The following is a 15,626-nucleotide window of genomic DNA, read 5'->3' as shown; positions in this document are numbered from 1 at the left end:
TCCAGAAATTACTTTGATGTACCAGTCGCAACTGCATGAAATCCCTTTAGGATCAATGATGTAGTACCACTCCTAAAGTCCAGTCTATATTTTGTTCTGCAGGAATATAGCTCACCGGTTGATTTACTGTTAAACCATAGCCTTCTACCATCAAAGCATAATAAAAAGCGGGAAAGAGGCAATAGGATTCAATGTATTCATTGTCTGGAAATTGATCGCTGAGAATTTCCCATTGCTGATGACAAATCAGAGTATTTGCTTGTTGCAGCAAGTCTTGAATGGTCAATTGATTGTTTTGAAACTGGAACGGTTTGCTCTCTACAAGATTTGGAAAACCACCAATGGCGTACCACGAATTAATATGACTGGCAGAAAGATCAGGTTGTACTTCATTACTGACTTTGTGCATTTTAATTAAAGGGATTACTTCTTGTTCACAGGTTAATGCATCGCCCTGTCCAGAACTGCCATCAGAAAGAGGGTAACCATCTGAAAAGCAGGAAGCTGTATCCAGAAGTTGGTGAGCCATTTCATTTTGTCCAAGACCCAGGAAACTGTGAACAGATAAATTGATGTGGTGCCCGTAAAGATCCAGTTCAACTTGCGTCCCTTTATTATCCGTTTTGCTTTGTATTGGGAAAACAATTTGTACTGACGCACCACCAATATCCATGACGCCTACTGGTTCATTGGCAGATGATTTGAGTGCCCCAATATGATAGTTTACCGCAAGCCAGTCATATAAAGCTTCATCATGCCCCGTAATGGTTTTTGCTTCTACTAGTTGCCATTCAGATTTCTGATGAAACCACGTTTGTACTTCCTGATAATAAATTTTTTGTTTCGCTTGCGGCACAAGACGCATTCCTGCAGTTGCATAAAAATAAACAGGTATATGTTGAGTAGGGGCTCCTGAGAAAAGCGTTGTCAAGTATGCATCTACAGTGCTTTGATTTGCTTCAATCATTGCAAATCCAGGTTTGATCTTTTTAGACCATATTTCTGTGATACGAGAAGGTGTATTTGTTTCATCAAGATCATAAGCAAAAACATGAAGTCGTGATCCCGTACTCCCTGCATCAACAACAGCGATACATTGATGTTCAGTACAGGCAGAGTTAGCATAAATATTAGTGGCTACTGCAAAGAAGCACGAGATAAGGAGAAAAATACGAAGCATGGTTACAGTCTCAATTATAAGTTGACAAATAATACAGTATGTATCTTTTATTTGCAATATGATAGTATGCGTAAAAAATGATACACTATTCCTTATTTTTTATGTAGGTTAACTTTACCTCAAGCTTTCAGGTAGGATTAAGAACCTAACCTGCTTTTTGTTTAAGTCAGTTTTTCAGGCAGTATTATCATGATGATAAATCAAGAATATCGCGGTTCTATCTATGCTATTTTATCTGGATTTCTTTACGGGTTTATTGGCTATTTTGGTTTAAGTGCAATGAACGGCAATTTATCTGCGAGCACGATGTTGTTTTGGCGCTTTTTAATTTCCAGCATGATTATTTTAATGGTGATGTTGCCAAAAATAAAAAAAACAAACGATTCTTATAAAAATATGTTCCTTGCCTTTTTAACAGGGGCTTTTTTTTATGGCATATCAACCTGGCTTTACTTTTTAGCATCTTATTACATAGGTTCTGGACTGGCGATGGTTATCTTTTTTACCTATCCGGTACTCATTATGTTGCTCAATTATTTCTTTTACAAGCAATTGATACCCCCGGTTTATTATTTAGCCATCTTAGTGATTTTAATAGGAATGGCGCTTATGGTGGACTTTGATGCATTGTCTTTTAACCTTTGGGGTATTTTACTGGGCATTGCTTCTGCTTTTTTTTATGCGTGCTATGTAATAGGCAGTAAAAGGAATGAGCTCTCTCCAAATATGTCTACTTTTATGGTGTGTTTGGGATGTATGCTAACCAGTTTATTGGTTTCTCTTTTTAATCACTCTTTTGCCATCCCATCCACATCGGACGTTTGGTACCATTTATTTGGAATTTCTGTTATTGCAACCGTTGTTCCCATAGTTTTGATGCTGTACAGCTTAAAATACATCAGTTCAGAAAAGGCTTCTATTTTATCCGTTTTAGAGCCGGTATTTGTGGTAATTTTTGGTGTATTACTTTTAGGTGAAGAATTGAACTTTTGGGGCACGGTAGGTATTGTATTGGTATTAACAGGCGCGCTTATTACTTTATTTAGCCATAAAATCACTCTGGGCGAATTGAAGTTTCAGCTCGTGCGTAGCGAAGATGCAGGGTAACTGCTCTCATAATGTGTCAAACTGCAGCCTGGCGCTTCCGCTCAGATTGTATTTCCAAGCACGTAGGCTTGGCTGAAAAGCCCAGAAAAGAATATCGGAAGCTTATTGCTGGGCTTTTCAGCCCAGCCTACGTTTGGGTCCAGAATATTTTCCCTAATTCGAATTCTGTGAAAACAGTTACTCAATACCAACTTCCATTACAACCGCCGCAGCCACCACAATCAGTAGCACAAGTCCCGCAACAGGGATTACCACCACAGTTGCCCAGCAAGGCAGTTGAGCACACCAACATTACAGCCAGTATTATTTTTTTCATTACCTGTCCTTATTATGGTATGTATATTAACTATACTCTATGTTTTTGAATTTAACCAATTTATACGCAAGTTTTTTGTAACCGTCACGGCCATTGATGAATAACCTCCCATAGAATGTAGCCTGCATTAGCGCAGCGTAATGCGGGATAATTTGCACCTATTTTCCGTATTACGCTGCGCTAATACGGGCTACGTCGAGTCACTAAACTTTAGTCTTCTGCAATGTATAGCCATTGCAATTTCCATAAATTATAAATAAATATTTGATTTTGTGCAGTATTTAAATAAGCGACAAGGGATTGATGAGATAAGTGACGGTTATTAGCAACGTAGCTTAGCAAATCATGAGAAACTCCTGTTGCATCCCATTCACAACCATTAACGTACAACTGATATTCGAATTGTCCCTCTGAGTTTTGATAGGCAAAACGACATGTTGCATCTCTTGTCAGATCTGAGCCTGCTTTTATTTCCTTAATAAAATGTGATAAATCAATGAGCTCATTTTCTTCTAAAGGTAACGGTAACCGCATTTCTGCTTGTTGATCCAGCTGTGTCGCAAAGCATCCAAACCAGGATTTTATTATTTTCTCGTCACTGATTAATTGGTGTAACAGTTTTTGTGCAGTTTGCCAGGCAGGGCGAGTGATTTCAGAGGTATTGTGTAAATGAGACCAATCAGGGTCTTGATATAATGTTTTGAATGTTCCTTTTTCAGCTAAATAATCACCAAGGCTATCCAATAATTCTTGTCCTTGATAACTACGATAGCCGAAAGAGTAGGTCATGCAATCTTCGGAAAGTGAAATACCATAGTGGCCTACATGGGGTGGAAGATATAACATATCACCTTCTTCAAGGGTCAAACGTTCTTCGACGTCAAATTGTTCCATAATACGAAGTTCGAGATCTTTGATGTAATTCTCATTAGTGCATCTTTTAGTAGTAAGTGACCATTCCCGTCTCCCCTGAGCTTGATATAAAAAAACATCATAATTATCGTAATGAGGTCCGACGCTGCCGTGAAGCGCTGCATAGCTAATCATAATATCATCAATCCGCCATTGGGGAATGAAATCAAAATGATCAAGTAAATCATATACTTCGGGAATTAATCTATCCACGCCTTGTACGAGGACGGTCCAATGCGTTGGAGGAAGGAGATTAAAGTCATTTTCAGAAAAGGGTCCGCGCTTTAGATGCCAATAGGGTTTTTCATGGGGTGTTTCAAAGACAAGGCGACTTTCTACATCCTCTTCAAGGGCAAGTCCTGCTAATTCATCAGGGGATAATGGATTAGTGAAATCTGGAATGGCATTGCGAATCACTAGAGGTTTTTTTTGCCAATACTCACTGAGAAAGGTTTTTAAAGAAATTTGCTGAAAATTGATCATGTGTTGTTAATACTCCCAAAAAAACATCTGATTATTGTAGCCTGGGGAGCGAAGAACCCGGGATTTTGAGCCTTATTTTTCCCCGGGTTTCGCTTCGCTCCACCCACGCTACAATTAATAAACTTGAGCTGTACTTTTTAACTCGATTGCAAAATGCGTTCCAATTCGCCTTTTGCTTGCCGTGAGAAATTGATTAGGTCGCTTTCTTTTTCAAAAAAATCAAACGATTGAATTAATGTTTCTTCGTCATGCTTTTGGAATGCCGTTGCCTTTCTCTGAATGTCCTCGTGTTTGTAACCTAGGAATTTCATAATTTCCTTGGTCATACTCAAAGAGGAGTCAAATAATTCCCTAATAAAATAATCAACACCTACTCGATATAATTCATAAGCATGGCGACGGTTACGGGCACGAACAAAAATTTTCAGGTGAGGGAAATGCTGTCTCGCTAACTTGACAATCTTTAGATTTGCATCTGGATTTCCAACAGCAACTATAAGGAGTTTGGCATGTTCAGCACCAGCACTTTTTAACAAATCCAAGCGACTGGCATCTCCAAAATAGCCGACATAACCAAATTTTCTGAGTAACTCAATTTGTTCTGCATTTTTTTCCAATACTGTAATTTTTACATTTTCACCATTAAGTAAACGTCCAATAATTTGTCCAAAACGTCCATAACCTGCAAGAATAATCCCATTTCTTTCATTGATTGCGTCATATTCACGTTCAGGCAAAAAACTTATAAATTTGGGTATAATCAAACGATGATAGAGAAGGATTAAAAAGGGAGTGGCAAGCATGGATACCCCAACAACAAGAGTAAAAAAAGCTTGGTATTCAGGGCTGATTACTTTAATTTTTCCAGCATATTCAAAAAGAACAAAGGCAAATTCACTCCCTTGAGATAAAGCAAAAGCAAAACCTACGGATTGCAGCTTTCTTAAGTCAAACAAAAGTCCTAGAAAATACAAAACGGTTGCTTTAAGCGTAATTAAGGCAAACACGGAGATGAGAATCAGCATTGCTTTCTGAGAAAAAAGAGAAAAATTCATTACCATTCCCACAGAAATAAAAAATAATCCAAGCAAGATTCCTTTAAAAGGCTGAATATCTGCATCAACTGCATGTTTGTACGGAGAGTTGGCTAAGACAACGCCCGCAATAAATGCACCTAAGGCAGGAGATACTCCTATAGATTCCATTAATAAAGTCACACCAACTACCAAAGCAAGAGAAAAAGCGGTAAATACTTCACGTAAATTGGTTTTGGCAATAATTAAAAACAAATGTCTGGATAAATAGTGACCAACTACAATAACGCTCCCAATAACTCCAGCAACAAAAATAGCATACAACCATCTTGGTAGACTCATAATGAATGCAGCCTCATGGATATTAAGTTGCATGTTTCCATGATGTGCAAGTAAGGGGATAATAATTAATATTGGAATTACCGCAATATCTTGAAACAACAATACAGCAAATGAAGTTTCACCTTCTGATGTTTTGAGTAGGTTTTTTTCTTGGAGCATTTGCAATACAAGAGCTGTGGACGAAAGCGACAGAGCCATACTTACAGTCAAAGTGGGTCGCCAATCAAAACCGATCATGAGCCCAACTGCCGTTAAGATACTTGTAGTTAAGAGGACTTGTAAACCACCTAAGCCGACAATGAGTTTGCGAAGCTTCCATAACATGGCCGGTTCCAGTTCCAAACCAATGAGAAACAACATCATAACCACACCAAACTCACCAAAATTCATAATTTGTTGGGAGTTTCCTATCAGTTTGAATCCAAATGGACCAATAAGAATACCAACTATAAGATAGCCCAGGACGGATCCCAGTTTGAAACGGCTCGCAATAGGAACCATAATGCTGGCTGAAGCAAGAAAGATGAAGACATTAAGCAATAGGTTTCCGTTCATAATTTAACTCTGATTTTATTTTGCATGACAATTTTTAAATTTTTTTCCACTTCCACAAGGGCAGGGCGCATTACGTGAAACTTTTGGTTTGCTGGTTTTATTTAATTTTGCTTTATGTACCCCATCGACATAGAACCAACGACCCGTTTCCTTATGGAACTCACTTAATTCATGAATAATTTTTATTTGGTTATGCTCGGAAAAACGTGCTGCAAATTCCACAAAACCTTTATCAGGACCAGACATACTTGTGTGCATTACCTCTAAATCAATCCAGGTCACACTTTTAGCCCATTGCCCAGCTTCCATTTCATTGAAGCTTATTAACGCGTTGCCTTTCATTGTATTTTTGATGTAATCAATTTTACCCATACTGTAAGCAGTATATCTTGAGCGCATCAATTGCTCAGGAGTTTCTGGGAGTTGTTTGTTGTCGATGTATAAACCGCAACATAGTTCATATGTATTTTGTGATCCACAAGGACAAGATGACATGATATGATCCAGCTAAAAGTAAATTGGATTTTTGGATTATATGCGATATAGCATTAAAATTTTACTGAATTACACATTATTTAGGGTAAAATAATGAATTCTTATTTATTTACACAAAACATAGAGCAAATCGATCAACAAAGAAGCGTGAATTTATTGGAGGAGGGCAAGGTTTTGTTTTTCCCGGAATATTTTTTTGCTGATGTAGACCCGCTTTTGCTATCTGAAAACGTGTTGGATGGCAGTCGTAAAAATGTAAGTTACGATATTCGTAATCAAAAGTTAAGTGCCTTTAAAAAGGATATGAACAATTTGGGTTCTAAGCTTAGGCCTATGATGCATGGTTATGCAGAGTTTGCACATCAATTGATTCAAACAGTTCTACCTTCTTATGTACCCCATTTGCAATGGGGAAGAACGAGTTTCAGGCCTGCACAAATTAATGGGCGTATTTCCTCTAAACGTAAAGATGATACTCGGCTGCATGTCGATTCATTTTCCGCAAGCCCCGTACATGGCTTACGAATTTTACGCGTTTTTTGTAATATTAATCCACATAACGAACCGCGAGTTTGGAATCTTGGCGAGCCATTTACTGATGTTCTTAATCGCTTTGCACCCAAAATTGCTCCTTACAGTAAAATGAAAGCAAAAATGTTGAAATGGGTTAAAGCAACTAAAACTCTGCGCTCGCCTTATGATCATTACATGTTACATTTACATGATATGATGAAGTTAGATGATGTTTACCAGGCAAAAGTTGAAAAGATGCAAATGGATTTTCCTGCCAAGAGCACATGGATAGTTTTTACCGATCATGTATCCCATGCAGCTTTGAGCGGTCAGCATTTACTGGAACAAACGTTTTATCTTCCTGTCGATAAAATGGTAGCACCAGATTATTCACCCTTAAATCAATGGAAAAAAATTAGACCCGAGTTGAGTTCATGTCATTAGAGGTTCTATTCCTGTTGGTACCGGTAAAATGATTAAAATCGTGTACTAAGGGAGTGGCTTATTTTGTTTATAGGTAAGATAAAAGAAGTATTTTCAAGTGTGCAGATAGTGCGATTTATCTTACCTAAACAGGAATGAAAATATTTATTAAAGATGATTCCTTAAAAGCTTCTCAAGCCCTTTAGATGTTAAAGGTTTACTGAAAAAATATCCTTGAACCTCGTCACAGTGTTGTTTTTTTAAAAAATCCAATTGTTTTTGACTTTCTACACCTTCAGCAAGAACTTTAAAATTAAAACTACGAGCCATAGAAATAATCGCTTCTATAATTACCTCATCACTACGTGAAGCAGATATATTTTGTATAAAAGACTGATCTATCTTTAAACAATCAATGTGTAATCGTTTCAGATAATTGATACTGGAATTTCCTGTTCCAAAATCATCTAAAGCAATTCGTATGCCAAGTTGTTTCAGTTGATTGAGTGTGTGTACAATATCTCTATGCGTTATAACCACATTTTCCGAAATTTCAAATTCTATATATTGTGGATTTATTAAATGTTCTTTTAAAATTTTTTCTACAGTATTAATAAAATTGGGCTGTTGTAATTGACGGCTGGTGATATTAATGGCCACTCGGATATATGGCAGCCCTTTGTTATGCCAGGATTTTATTTGTTGGCACACTTCATGGATAACCCATTCGCCTATAGGTATAATTAATCCACTATCTTCTGCTAAAGGAATAAAATCCATAGGAAGTATTAATCCTTTTTCCGGATGATTCCAACGAATTAATGCCTCTACAGAGTGTAAGTCTTTCTTTGTTTCAATATTAAATTGAGGCTGATACAATAAAAAAAACTCTTTATTTTTAATGGCGTTGTGGAGCTCGGTCTCAAGTTTAAAACATTGGTTCGTATATTCTTGTAATTGAGGGTCGTAAAAAAAATACTGATTTCCTCCGCGTTCTTTAGCTTGATACATTGCTAAATCAGCATTTTTTAATAATTCTCCTGGGGCATCTCCGTCTTTAGGGTAAATACATATTCCAATAGCAGTAGTAATTATTATATCGCGATTTGCAATTTTGAATGGTTCTCTCATTGAATCTAAAATTTTACTTGCAATACTTCCAATACTTTCATTTTTTGATATATGACAAACCATGACAAATTCATCACCACCAATTCTAGCCAAGGTATCTTCTTTATGAATTAAAGTAGACCACCTATGTCCCACTAAACTCAATAATTTATCACCCACTTCATGCGACAAACTGTCATTGATTAATTTAAATCGATCCAAATCGAAATACAGAAGGGCAAATTGCTGTTTATATTTTTTCGCATAATCCATACTGGTTTGTATTCTATCGATTAATAAGGCTCGATTGGGTAGCTGGGTCAATGGATCGTGCAGAGCTTGGTATTTAAGTTGTTTCTCAAGATTTGCCTGTTCTGTAATATCACGGAAACTCCATACTCGACCAATAGTTTCCTCGTTTAGCCGGTGTGGAAGAGTATAGCATTCCAGTATGGTACCGTTCTTAAATGTTACAATCTCCCTGCTTATCTCATCAATATTCTTTCTAAGACGATTTACGGCGGTTAAATAGTCTCTGGGTTCAATGATCTGATTAAGCATATAGTATAAAAGGATGGTTCCATCGTCAGTCTCTAACATAGATTCTGGAATATTCCACATGGAAATAAATTTTGAATTACAATCAATGAGCTTGTTATGCAAATCAATAACTAAAATTCCATCAGCGGATGATTCAAATGTAGACCTTAAAAGTGATAATGATTGTTGTAGGGACTCCGTACGTTCCTCTACAGTTTTCTGTAGAATTTTCTCATGATGCTTTGAATCATTTGCTAAAATCCATTTTCTTGTTAGCGCACAGGCCAGTTGCCTTACCGCAACCACATCAAAAGGCTTTTTCAAGATAAGATAATTATCCCCCATTCCTAATTTTTTTACCGTTTCTTCCCAACTGTAATCAGAATATGCAGTGCAAATCACTACTTGTATATCAGGATCAATCTCCCACATGTGTTTGATTGTTTCAATACCATCCCAACCTGGCGGCATTCTAATATCGACAAATGCCAAAGCATAATGTATCCCTTTTGTCTGGTCTTTTAGAATTTTTTGAATGGCTTCTTTGCCTTGACATGCGGTATTAAAAATAAATTTAGGTAAAAAAAATTCAATCTCAGGACTGCTAGATTCCATAAAAGAAGATTCATCATCAAATAATTGTTTATCCAAATCATTCAATTCTGACTGAGTATTTGCAGAGGTCAAAACTTTAATAAAATCCTGATGTATCGAAGGATTATCATCAATAATCATAATATGTAATGGTATATCACTCATCAGGCCCTCTCCATATTCATTTAAAATCCTCAGTAATCGGCAAAGTTAAGGTAAATTGTGCGCCGTACCCCTTACCCTCGCTTTTGGCTAAAAGGGAGCCTCCCATTTCGCGAGCTGATAAAGCTGAACTATGCAAACCAAAGCCATGGCCATCTTTTTTTGTAGTAAATCCAAAAGCAAAAATACGCTGTAAGTTATCCGCATTAATACCCACGCCATTGTCTTCGATAATAATTTGTACTGAATTTTTTTTCGTTTTTTGCACAATCAATCTGATCTCTTTAATAGAGGAGATTGTGTCCTCCAGCACTGATTCTTTAGCATTTTGAATTAAATTAATTAATATTTGCAGCAACTTGGATTTATCGACGGTAACTAAAGGTGCTGGTTTAAACTCTTTAGTAATTTTAATACCTGTTTTTTTTGAAGAACTCATCGAAATATTTAAGGCAGTATCAATCAATTCTGGAAGATAGATTTTCTCATTCACACTGGATAACCCGCTGATCGATTTTTGCGTATTTACGATTTGACTTATGTGGTGCAAATCATTCTGTAGATTTTCAATCTCAATATTATTTTTTTCATTTTCTTCCAAGATTATTTTAGTCAGTTTGTTCAGATATTCGGGAATAAGCTTGCCTTTGGGATCCTTGGTTAAATAATCAGCTAAATCCATTTGATGTTTTTCCATCATCTCCATAATTTTCAATAATTTCTTATGACAATCTTGTTGGAAGCTATTCTTTAATAAAGTAATGGAGACATTGGAGCTGTTTAATATATTTCCAATGTTGTGCAAAATGGTGGTTGCTACCTCGGCCATGCCGGCACGACGTGCAGTCGATGATATTTGTTGATTTAATTCGTTAATTTTTTCTTCATTAATTTTACTTTTATGAATATCAATAACAATACCAGCAAGATGTTTATCGCCATCCTGGCATTGGCCAATTATACGATACCAATGGTATTTTCCATCAGGCGCTTTTACACGGACTTCACATTCATAATCAATATGAGCATTTAAAGCGCGCTCTATCTTATGAGATAACTCGAATCTATCTTGTTCATGAACTAATTCCAGAAACTCCTGCAGCGAAGGTGGTTTATTAATTGCATTTAAGTGGAAGAGATTGAATAATTCATTAGACCAGATTGTATACCCTGTATTGCCATCAAAAGACCAGTATCCTAATCCTGCGATATGCTGTGCAAACTCAAGCTTCTCATTCAAATTCATCATTTCGCGAGAAGAAATCCTCATAGAGCGTTCATGTAAATAACGCTCTTGATCTGCTTCCATATAGGCATTATTAACACGCTTGATAAAGGTCTCCCATTGCTCATCGGTTTCTGGTTTGTTATCTTGACCAATGTGTGAATGTTCAAGTTGTCGTTTTAATAATTTGTGAATTTCCATATTATCTTACTTTAATATTAAGTTTTTAGGTCTCATAAATAGTTGTAATGGTCATAGTTTGGTTATGCAGTTCGCAATTACCTACAGAAAAAGGGGATAATTCCCCATATGAGTAGAAACCTACTTGAGTTGAACCTTCCGGCAAAGCGGACATAGTCGATTCGATTTCTTCTTCTGTGCGCTCACCCAAAAGCAGTCTTCTACCCACACAACTGATATCAATAGCCAAAACAGGTCCTAATTTTTCCAAGCTGTCGCGTAGCATCAATTTATTTGCGAGTAAACTCGCTTCATTAGCACTATCAATTAATCGATCAAAATTCGCTCTCATCAATTGTGCATGCCAGCCCACCGGAATATCTCCCGCAAACACCAGAGACTGCTGTTTCTCATCAATTGCCAGAATAGTACGAACCAGTTGGACATTATCAGGTGCCTCAGGATTATTAATAGCCAATGGATAAAGCAATCCCGAGGAGGGTAGCTCAGAGGCTTTTTCACCTAAATATTCTTTATAAAGTTGTAAGGCAGGTTGATAATCAAGTTCGTACAACACATTCGATTCTGAGCGAGTAATTCGACGAACGGGACCAAAAATATCCCATCCTCCTTTAGAGGCATGACCAACATGAATATCAGAACCGTAAAATCCTACCGCAACGACGTAATTATCAAGGATTTTATCATTTAAAATGGTCCATGTTTTTTTGAAGTTACTGCCATCACCCGCTAAACCACCAGTCATTATCAGTTGGGCGGTGTTACTGGTTGAGTTTAAGCCTTTTACTAATTCAGAACCATTAACATTAAGTCCGTCAGATAGAATAAAAATGCTGTGCAGATCGTCTGATTTTAATTTTTCGGAGATTAACCTGCCTGTATTTTGGGATTCTTTGCTGTGATTTACTTCAGCTTTTGCGATTTTTAATGAGGTTTTTGCGAATTTAACTACTGCAACGGAAATACTGTGGTCAAAAAGATGATTATCTAAAATTTCACCAGCAGTAGAGCAACCAATGATTTTGGATTTTGAGTAAAAGTTCGCCAATTGAATAATTGGTTCTTGAAAATCCAGAAATTCTGGGGCAGCAAAAATAAGAACCAAGGTATGCTCTGAATCAAGATCAGGAAATTCTTTCAAGCTCCATCCTTTATTTCTAAGGAATTGAAAGGTCTTGATTTCCATATATCTCTCCTGAGTGAAACTAATTGGATCGTAGGGTGAAAAGCATTTTTTATAAGTATAGTGTTATTTTTAGGTTTTTTCTTAATCATTTTGGTATGGAATATATCTTTTGGAGGCTAGAATTATTTTTTAGCTCGATTTTTTGCTACGTATACGAAATGTAAGAGTGACCTTTTTACTTACACACGTCCATGAAAACTCAGGATTTTACCAGTACAAATACCTTCGCCTGTTTCCGAGTGCCTATTTTACAAAATGGGGAAAATGCATGGTTTTACAGTACTTAAGATGTGTTGGCGATTAGTTTGGCAGATTCTTTTGAATTATTTGACATCAGTTATTCCTCTCTTTAGTATGTGTAAAAATAAGTCGTGTTGAGAAATATATTACTATCGTTCTGAAATAAGTGTCTGCTTATAAAGACAATTTTATTATTTTGGATGGTTTTTTTATTTTGCAAAAATTAATGGAGTAAGTTTTATGGTTTATTTAATTGGCGAAAAAGAAATAAATTACATTTTTGAAGGACGAACCCTTAAAGAAATCACCCATAGAGCAATCCATACATACAAGAAGCGTCCAGGATTTTTTACTCCTTATGAAAATGGCGAGGAGTTTGTAGAAGAGCTACTTGCTCCTGTTGTATATCCTTTGGCGGGTATTGTTGTCGCCGGCTTTTCTGCATTTGCTGCAGTTGGATCAGTTGTTGTTTGTATAGGATCTTTGTTTGTAGCTGCTGGGAGTGAGTTATTCAGTGCTCCAAAACTTCGTGATAATGCGCTTCAATTTGCTGGTTATGCGTTATATTTTTCGGGTATAGCTCTTTTAACCGCTGCAATTAGCGCTCTATTGGCGATTATTAGTTTTCCTCACAGCGTGCTCTCCGTGGTTACCCGTCCAGTAGCTACGGTACTTGCTGCAGGTACAGCAGTTCCTGCGGATACTGAGACATTGGGCGATGAGATAGACACTGATACGAATCAGGATGAGTGTGTTTTCCGATGCATTTAGCGTCCCTATTTGAATTAAATTAGGGTAAAATCCAGAGAACTTTTTTGCTGATTGGTTTCTTCTCGTTCTAAATAATGCATTAACATGCTTAATTCCATTTTTACGCGTTTGATTTTTTCCCTTAATTTATTTTCTATATCTTGATAATTTTTAAGATCCAAAGTGATTGCTTCTTTTCTTTCTTGTTCCTGTGTAATGATGTTCAGCTTATGAATCTCGATTGTTGGATTAATGGTGAGAGAGCTGGAGTTGGTTTGATTGATTAGCTCTTCTATCTGTTGAATTTGCTGTTCAAATCTTTGCTTTTTCTGCAGCACGGTATGTAAATTCAAATTAAGCTCATTAAGCTGCTCATTTAATTTACTCATTAGAGTGGTTAGTGACTTATTCATTATGAAAAAAAACTTCAGTTTTCCATTCATTAAATTGAGCCTTGGATTCAATAAGAGATTGCATTTTTTTCATAGTTATCATTTAAAATACAATCCGGATTAAACCAAACTTATAAGATTAAAACAACTGGGTAATAAAAAAATGAATTAAACAGACCCAGTTTGAATTAAAAAAAGATATTAGTTTGATGGTTAATTGCTCATCCTGGGTGATGTTGCTAGAATACCCAAACAATGCGTAACTGCTGTTTTATAAAAGGTTTACTCAATGAAAGAGATCACTCTTACCGCTATCTTTGAAGGGACAATCTACAGTATTGAAGAGCGACAAACCCATTTGCATCGAGTGTTGCAAGAAGATTGTGATGGGGTCCGCATTACTTCTGCGGAGGAGATTAACCAATATCAAGATGTGACCCATTTTAAAATGGGTTTTAATGGATGTGGCATTGATTATGGTGTAAAGGGTCTTTTATTTGGGGCAGGTGTAGAAGAACAAAGTGACCAAGTTGTAGCGGTAGTTAAAAAGCTCATTCATGACGGGTATAAAGTAAAGTTAAATGGTATTGGTTTAAGCCGCGGTGGGATTGCGGCAATTTTAGCGGCGATTAAATTAGCTCATATTGATCGATTTCATTTGGAAACGAATTTGCTTCTTTTGGATCCTGTACCTGGCAATTTATTTTATATTCCCTTTCTGGATTTTTTCAAATATACATTAACGAATCGCACACTTGATTTGTCTCACTCTAAAAATTTAAATTATGTTGAGACACTCTACCCTTATCTCGAAGTAGGTGATGACACAGGAGAACGACTGGATCAGGTTCTTGCCAATTTTCATATCCCCATAAGGCCGACTTATCCAAAACATTGTCACGTTAGAGAAGAGGTTATCTTAGGAGCGCATTTAAAAGCTTTTCAAGACCTTGAAAAAGAGCAAGATACAGCCCAAATAAACTACTATGGTGTTAATGTAATTCCTGTAATCAGAAAGCTCAGTAGAGCAATTATGTATCAGTTCTTGAGTCGGGTAGGAAGCTTGGCAGAGGTGGGAGAGAATGTTGCACAAACTGAGATTATCAAGGAATTTGAGCGAGAACGAGAGAAATGGACTGGCATACTCGCTGGAGTTATTAGGAATATTATCCCCAAAAGTAGAAAATTACATTCTCAGGATGATTCTAAGATTACGGTTAAGAGTTCAGCAAAATATCTTAATAAAACGCATCGTGAACTTATAGATATGGAGTCTCAGGATCCCGAGGAACTATGCTTAAAAGTGGAGCCAGAACGAACTTATTCTGAAAAAGTAAAAACTCCCTTAACAAAAGAAGTTTTATTAAGTTTGGCTAAAGCTATCAAAGATAAAATGACTGACACGAGTAAGCAAGGGAGAAAGGGAATATTATTAAGTAATATTCAACAAGGTTTGGGCAAAGATAGGTCTTTTAGTGAAGAGCAATTGAGTTTTATACTCAGGGATATTCTCACAATTGCGTTACAACGTGACCGATACAGCTATAGTTTTTATGGGACAACAACTTCCGGATTGGCTTTAGTTAAGGCATTAAATCAACCTGAGTTTAATGCAATTCAAGAGCTCATACAATTTGAGGGTAAGCCCATTGAATACTCTGATTTAACTGCTTATGTTTTGGGTAGAAATGATTCGGCTCATTTTAATAGTCACGCTAAGGAAGCAAATCTTGATCACGTAGCGGAGCATGAACTCGGAGAAGACGGATACAGGATGTTAATTTAGATCACTGGCTTTTCTGAAGCAGCTAATCGGTTGTTTTGTTGACAAGAAATCAAAGGAAGAGAGGAAATGGAACTTCGTAT

Annotated in this window: 13 protein-coding genes; 5 read left to right on the top strand and 8 right to left on the bottom strand. The window is 36.7% G+C overall.

Annotated features, from left to right (window positions below; all coding sequences use genetic code 11):
* Positions 1-52: 52 nt before the first annotated feature.
* Positions 53-1,180: a multidrug DMT transporter permease gene (locus FOLKNPGA_RS11055; RefSeq protein ID WP_182349964.1), complete on the bottom strand. Its 1,128-nt coding sequence runs from the start codon at positions 1,178-1,180 to the stop codon at positions 53-55.
* 192 nt (positions 1,181-1,372) lie between these two features.
* Here FOLKNPGA_RS11055 and FOLKNPGA_RS11050 point away from each other — a divergent pair, with 192 nt between their 5' ends.
* Positions 1,373-2,287, top strand: a complete 915-nt coding sequence (locus FOLKNPGA_RS11050) for a DMT family transporter (protein WP_182352838.1) — start codon at positions 1,373-1,375, stop codon at positions 2,285-2,287.
* An 11-nt stretch (positions 2,288-2,298) separates the two neighbouring features.
* Positions 2,299-2,652 (top strand): hypothetical protein, encoded by a 354-nt coding sequence (locus tag FOLKNPGA_RS11045; protein WP_182349963.1) that lies wholly within the window; start codon positions 2,299-2,301, stop codon positions 2,650-2,652.
* Positions 2,653-2,813: 161 nt separating this feature from the next.
* Here the strand turns inward: FOLKNPGA_RS11045 and FOLKNPGA_RS11040 are convergent, their stop codons facing one another.
* From FOLKNPGA_RS11040 to FOLKNPGA_RS11030, 3 genes are all read right to left on the bottom strand, one after another.
* Positions 2,814-3,998, bottom strand: a complete 1,185-nt coding sequence (locus FOLKNPGA_RS11040; protein ID WP_182349962.1) for a cupin domain-containing protein — start codon at positions 3,996-3,998, stop codon at positions 2,814-2,816.
* 137 nt (positions 3,999-4,135) lie between these two features.
* Positions 4,136-5,929 carry a monovalent cation:proton antiporter-2 (CPA2) family protein gene (locus tag FOLKNPGA_RS11035; RefSeq protein ID WP_182349961.1) on the bottom strand — a complete coding sequence of 598 codons (1,794 nt, stop codon included), beginning with the start codon at positions 5,927-5,929 and terminating at the stop codon, positions 4,136-4,138.
* Positions 5,930-5,944: 15 nt separating this feature from the next.
* Positions 5,945-6,424, bottom strand: a complete 480-nt coding sequence (locus FOLKNPGA_RS11030; RefSeq protein ID WP_182349960.1) for a YchJ family protein — start codon at positions 6,422-6,424, stop codon at positions 5,945-5,947.
* Positions 6,425-6,517: 93 nt separating this feature from the next.
* Between FOLKNPGA_RS11030 and FOLKNPGA_RS11025 the strand changes: the two genes are divergently transcribed.
* On the top strand, positions 6,518-7,381 hold the full coding sequence (locus FOLKNPGA_RS11025) for a Kdo hydroxylase family protein (RefSeq protein WP_182349959.1): 864 nt from the start codon (positions 6,518-6,520) through the stop codon (positions 7,379-7,381).
* A 147-nt stretch (positions 7,382-7,528) separates the two neighbouring features.
* Here the strand turns inward: FOLKNPGA_RS11025 and FOLKNPGA_RS11020 are convergent, their stop codons facing one another.
* From FOLKNPGA_RS11020 to FOLKNPGA_RS11010, 3 genes are read right to left on the bottom strand one after another with little or no spacing between them, the layout of a single operon-like run.
* Positions 7,529-9,769, bottom strand: coding sequence for an EAL domain-containing protein (locus FOLKNPGA_RS11020; protein ID WP_182349958.1), 2,241 nt, complete (start codon positions 9,767-9,769; stop codon positions 7,529-7,531).
* Positions 9,770-9,785: 16 nt separating this feature from the next.
* The gene (locus FOLKNPGA_RS11015; RefSeq protein ID WP_182349957.1) at positions 9,786-11,192 is read right to left on the bottom strand and encodes a sensor histidine kinase; all 1,407 of its coding nucleotides are present in this window, start codon (positions 11,190-11,192) and stop codon (positions 9,786-9,788) included.
* 25 nt (positions 11,193-11,217) lie between these two features.
* Positions 11,218-12,378, bottom strand: coding sequence for an FIST signal transduction protein (locus FOLKNPGA_RS11010; protein WP_182349956.1), 1,161 nt, complete (start codon positions 12,376-12,378; stop codon positions 11,218-11,220).
* A 480-nt stretch (positions 12,379-12,858) separates the two neighbouring features.
* Here FOLKNPGA_RS11010 and FOLKNPGA_RS11005 point away from each other — a divergent pair, with 480 nt between their 5' ends.
* Positions 12,859-13,389, top strand: coding sequence for a hypothetical protein (locus FOLKNPGA_RS11005; protein ID WP_182349955.1), 531 nt, complete (start codon positions 12,859-12,861; stop codon positions 13,387-13,389).
* 14 nt (positions 13,390-13,403) lie between these two features.
* On the opposite strand, the gene FOLKNPGA_RS11000 is transcribed toward FOLKNPGA_RS11005, so the two are convergent.
* Positions 13,404-13,811, bottom strand: a complete 408-nt coding sequence (locus FOLKNPGA_RS11000; protein ID WP_182349954.1) for a hypothetical protein — start codon at positions 13,809-13,811, stop codon at positions 13,404-13,406.
* 238 nt (positions 13,812-14,049) lie between these two features.
* Here FOLKNPGA_RS11000 and FOLKNPGA_RS10995 point away from each other — a divergent pair, with 238 nt between their 5' ends.
* Complete coding sequence (locus FOLKNPGA_RS10995; RefSeq protein ID WP_182349953.1) at positions 14,050-15,546, top strand: hypothetical protein; 1,497 nt, start codon at positions 14,050-14,052, stop codon at positions 15,544-15,546.
* The last annotated feature ends 80 nt before the right edge of the window (positions 15,547-15,626 follow it).

Origin of the sequence: Legionella sp. PC1000, assembly GCF_014109805.1 — a bacterium.
Taxonomy (GTDB): Bacteria; Pseudomonadota; Gammaproteobacteria; order Legionellales; family Legionellaceae; genus Legionella; species Legionella resiliens.
The sequence above is the reverse complement of the archived record's forward strand: the minus strand, read 5'-3'. Positions and strand labels throughout refer to the sequence as shown.

What these genes read in the sequence shown, in the direction of transcription:
- FOLKNPGA_RS11055 (WP_182349964.1), bottom strand. Translation starts at nt 1,180, where the DNA reads ATGCTTCGTATTTTTCTCCTTATCTCGTGCTTCTTTGCAGTAGCCACT.
- FOLKNPGA_RS11050 (WP_182352838.1), top strand. Translation starts at nt 1,373, where the DNA reads ATGATAAATCAAGAATATCGCGGTTCTATCTATGCTATTTTATCTGGA.
- FOLKNPGA_RS11045 (WP_182349963.1), top strand. Translation starts at nt 2,299, where the DNA reads ATGTGTCAAACTGCAGCCTGGCGCTTCCGCTCAGATTGTATTTCCAAG.
- FOLKNPGA_RS11040 (WP_182349962.1), bottom strand. Translation starts at nt 3,998, where the DNA reads ATGATCAATTTTCAGCAAATTTCTTTAAAAACCTTTCTCAGTGAGTAT.
- FOLKNPGA_RS11035 (WP_182349961.1), bottom strand. Translation starts at nt 5,929, where the DNA reads ATGAACGGAAACCTATTGCTTAATGTCTTCATCTTTCTTGCTTCAGCC.
- FOLKNPGA_RS11030 (WP_182349960.1), bottom strand. Translation starts at nt 6,424, where the DNA reads ATGTCATCTTGTCCTTGTGGATCACAAAATACATATGAACTATGTTGC.
- FOLKNPGA_RS11025 (WP_182349959.1), top strand. Translation starts at nt 6,518, where the DNA reads ATGAATTCTTATTTATTTACACAAAACATAGAGCAAATCGATCAACAA.
- FOLKNPGA_RS11020 (WP_182349958.1), bottom strand. Translation starts at nt 9,769, where the DNA reads ATGAGTGATATACCATTACATATTATGATTATTGATGATAATCCTTCG.
- FOLKNPGA_RS11015 (WP_182349957.1), bottom strand. Translation starts at nt 11,192, where the DNA reads ATGGAAATTCACAAATTATTAAAACGACAACTTGAACATTCACACATT.
- FOLKNPGA_RS11010 (WP_182349956.1), bottom strand. Translation starts at nt 12,378, where the DNA reads ATGGAAATCAAGACCTTTCAATTCCTTAGAAATAAAGGATGGAGCTTG.
- FOLKNPGA_RS11005 (WP_182349955.1), top strand. Translation starts at nt 12,859, where the DNA reads ATGGTTTATTTAATTGGCGAAAAAGAAATAAATTACATTTTTGAAGGA.
- FOLKNPGA_RS11000 (WP_182349954.1), bottom strand. Translation starts at nt 13,811, where the DNA reads ATGAATGGAAAACTGAAGTTTTTTTTCATAATGAATAAGTCACTAACC.
- FOLKNPGA_RS10995 (WP_182349953.1), top strand. Translation starts at nt 14,050, where the DNA reads ATGAAAGAGATCACTCTTACCGCTATCTTTGAAGGGACAATCTACAGT.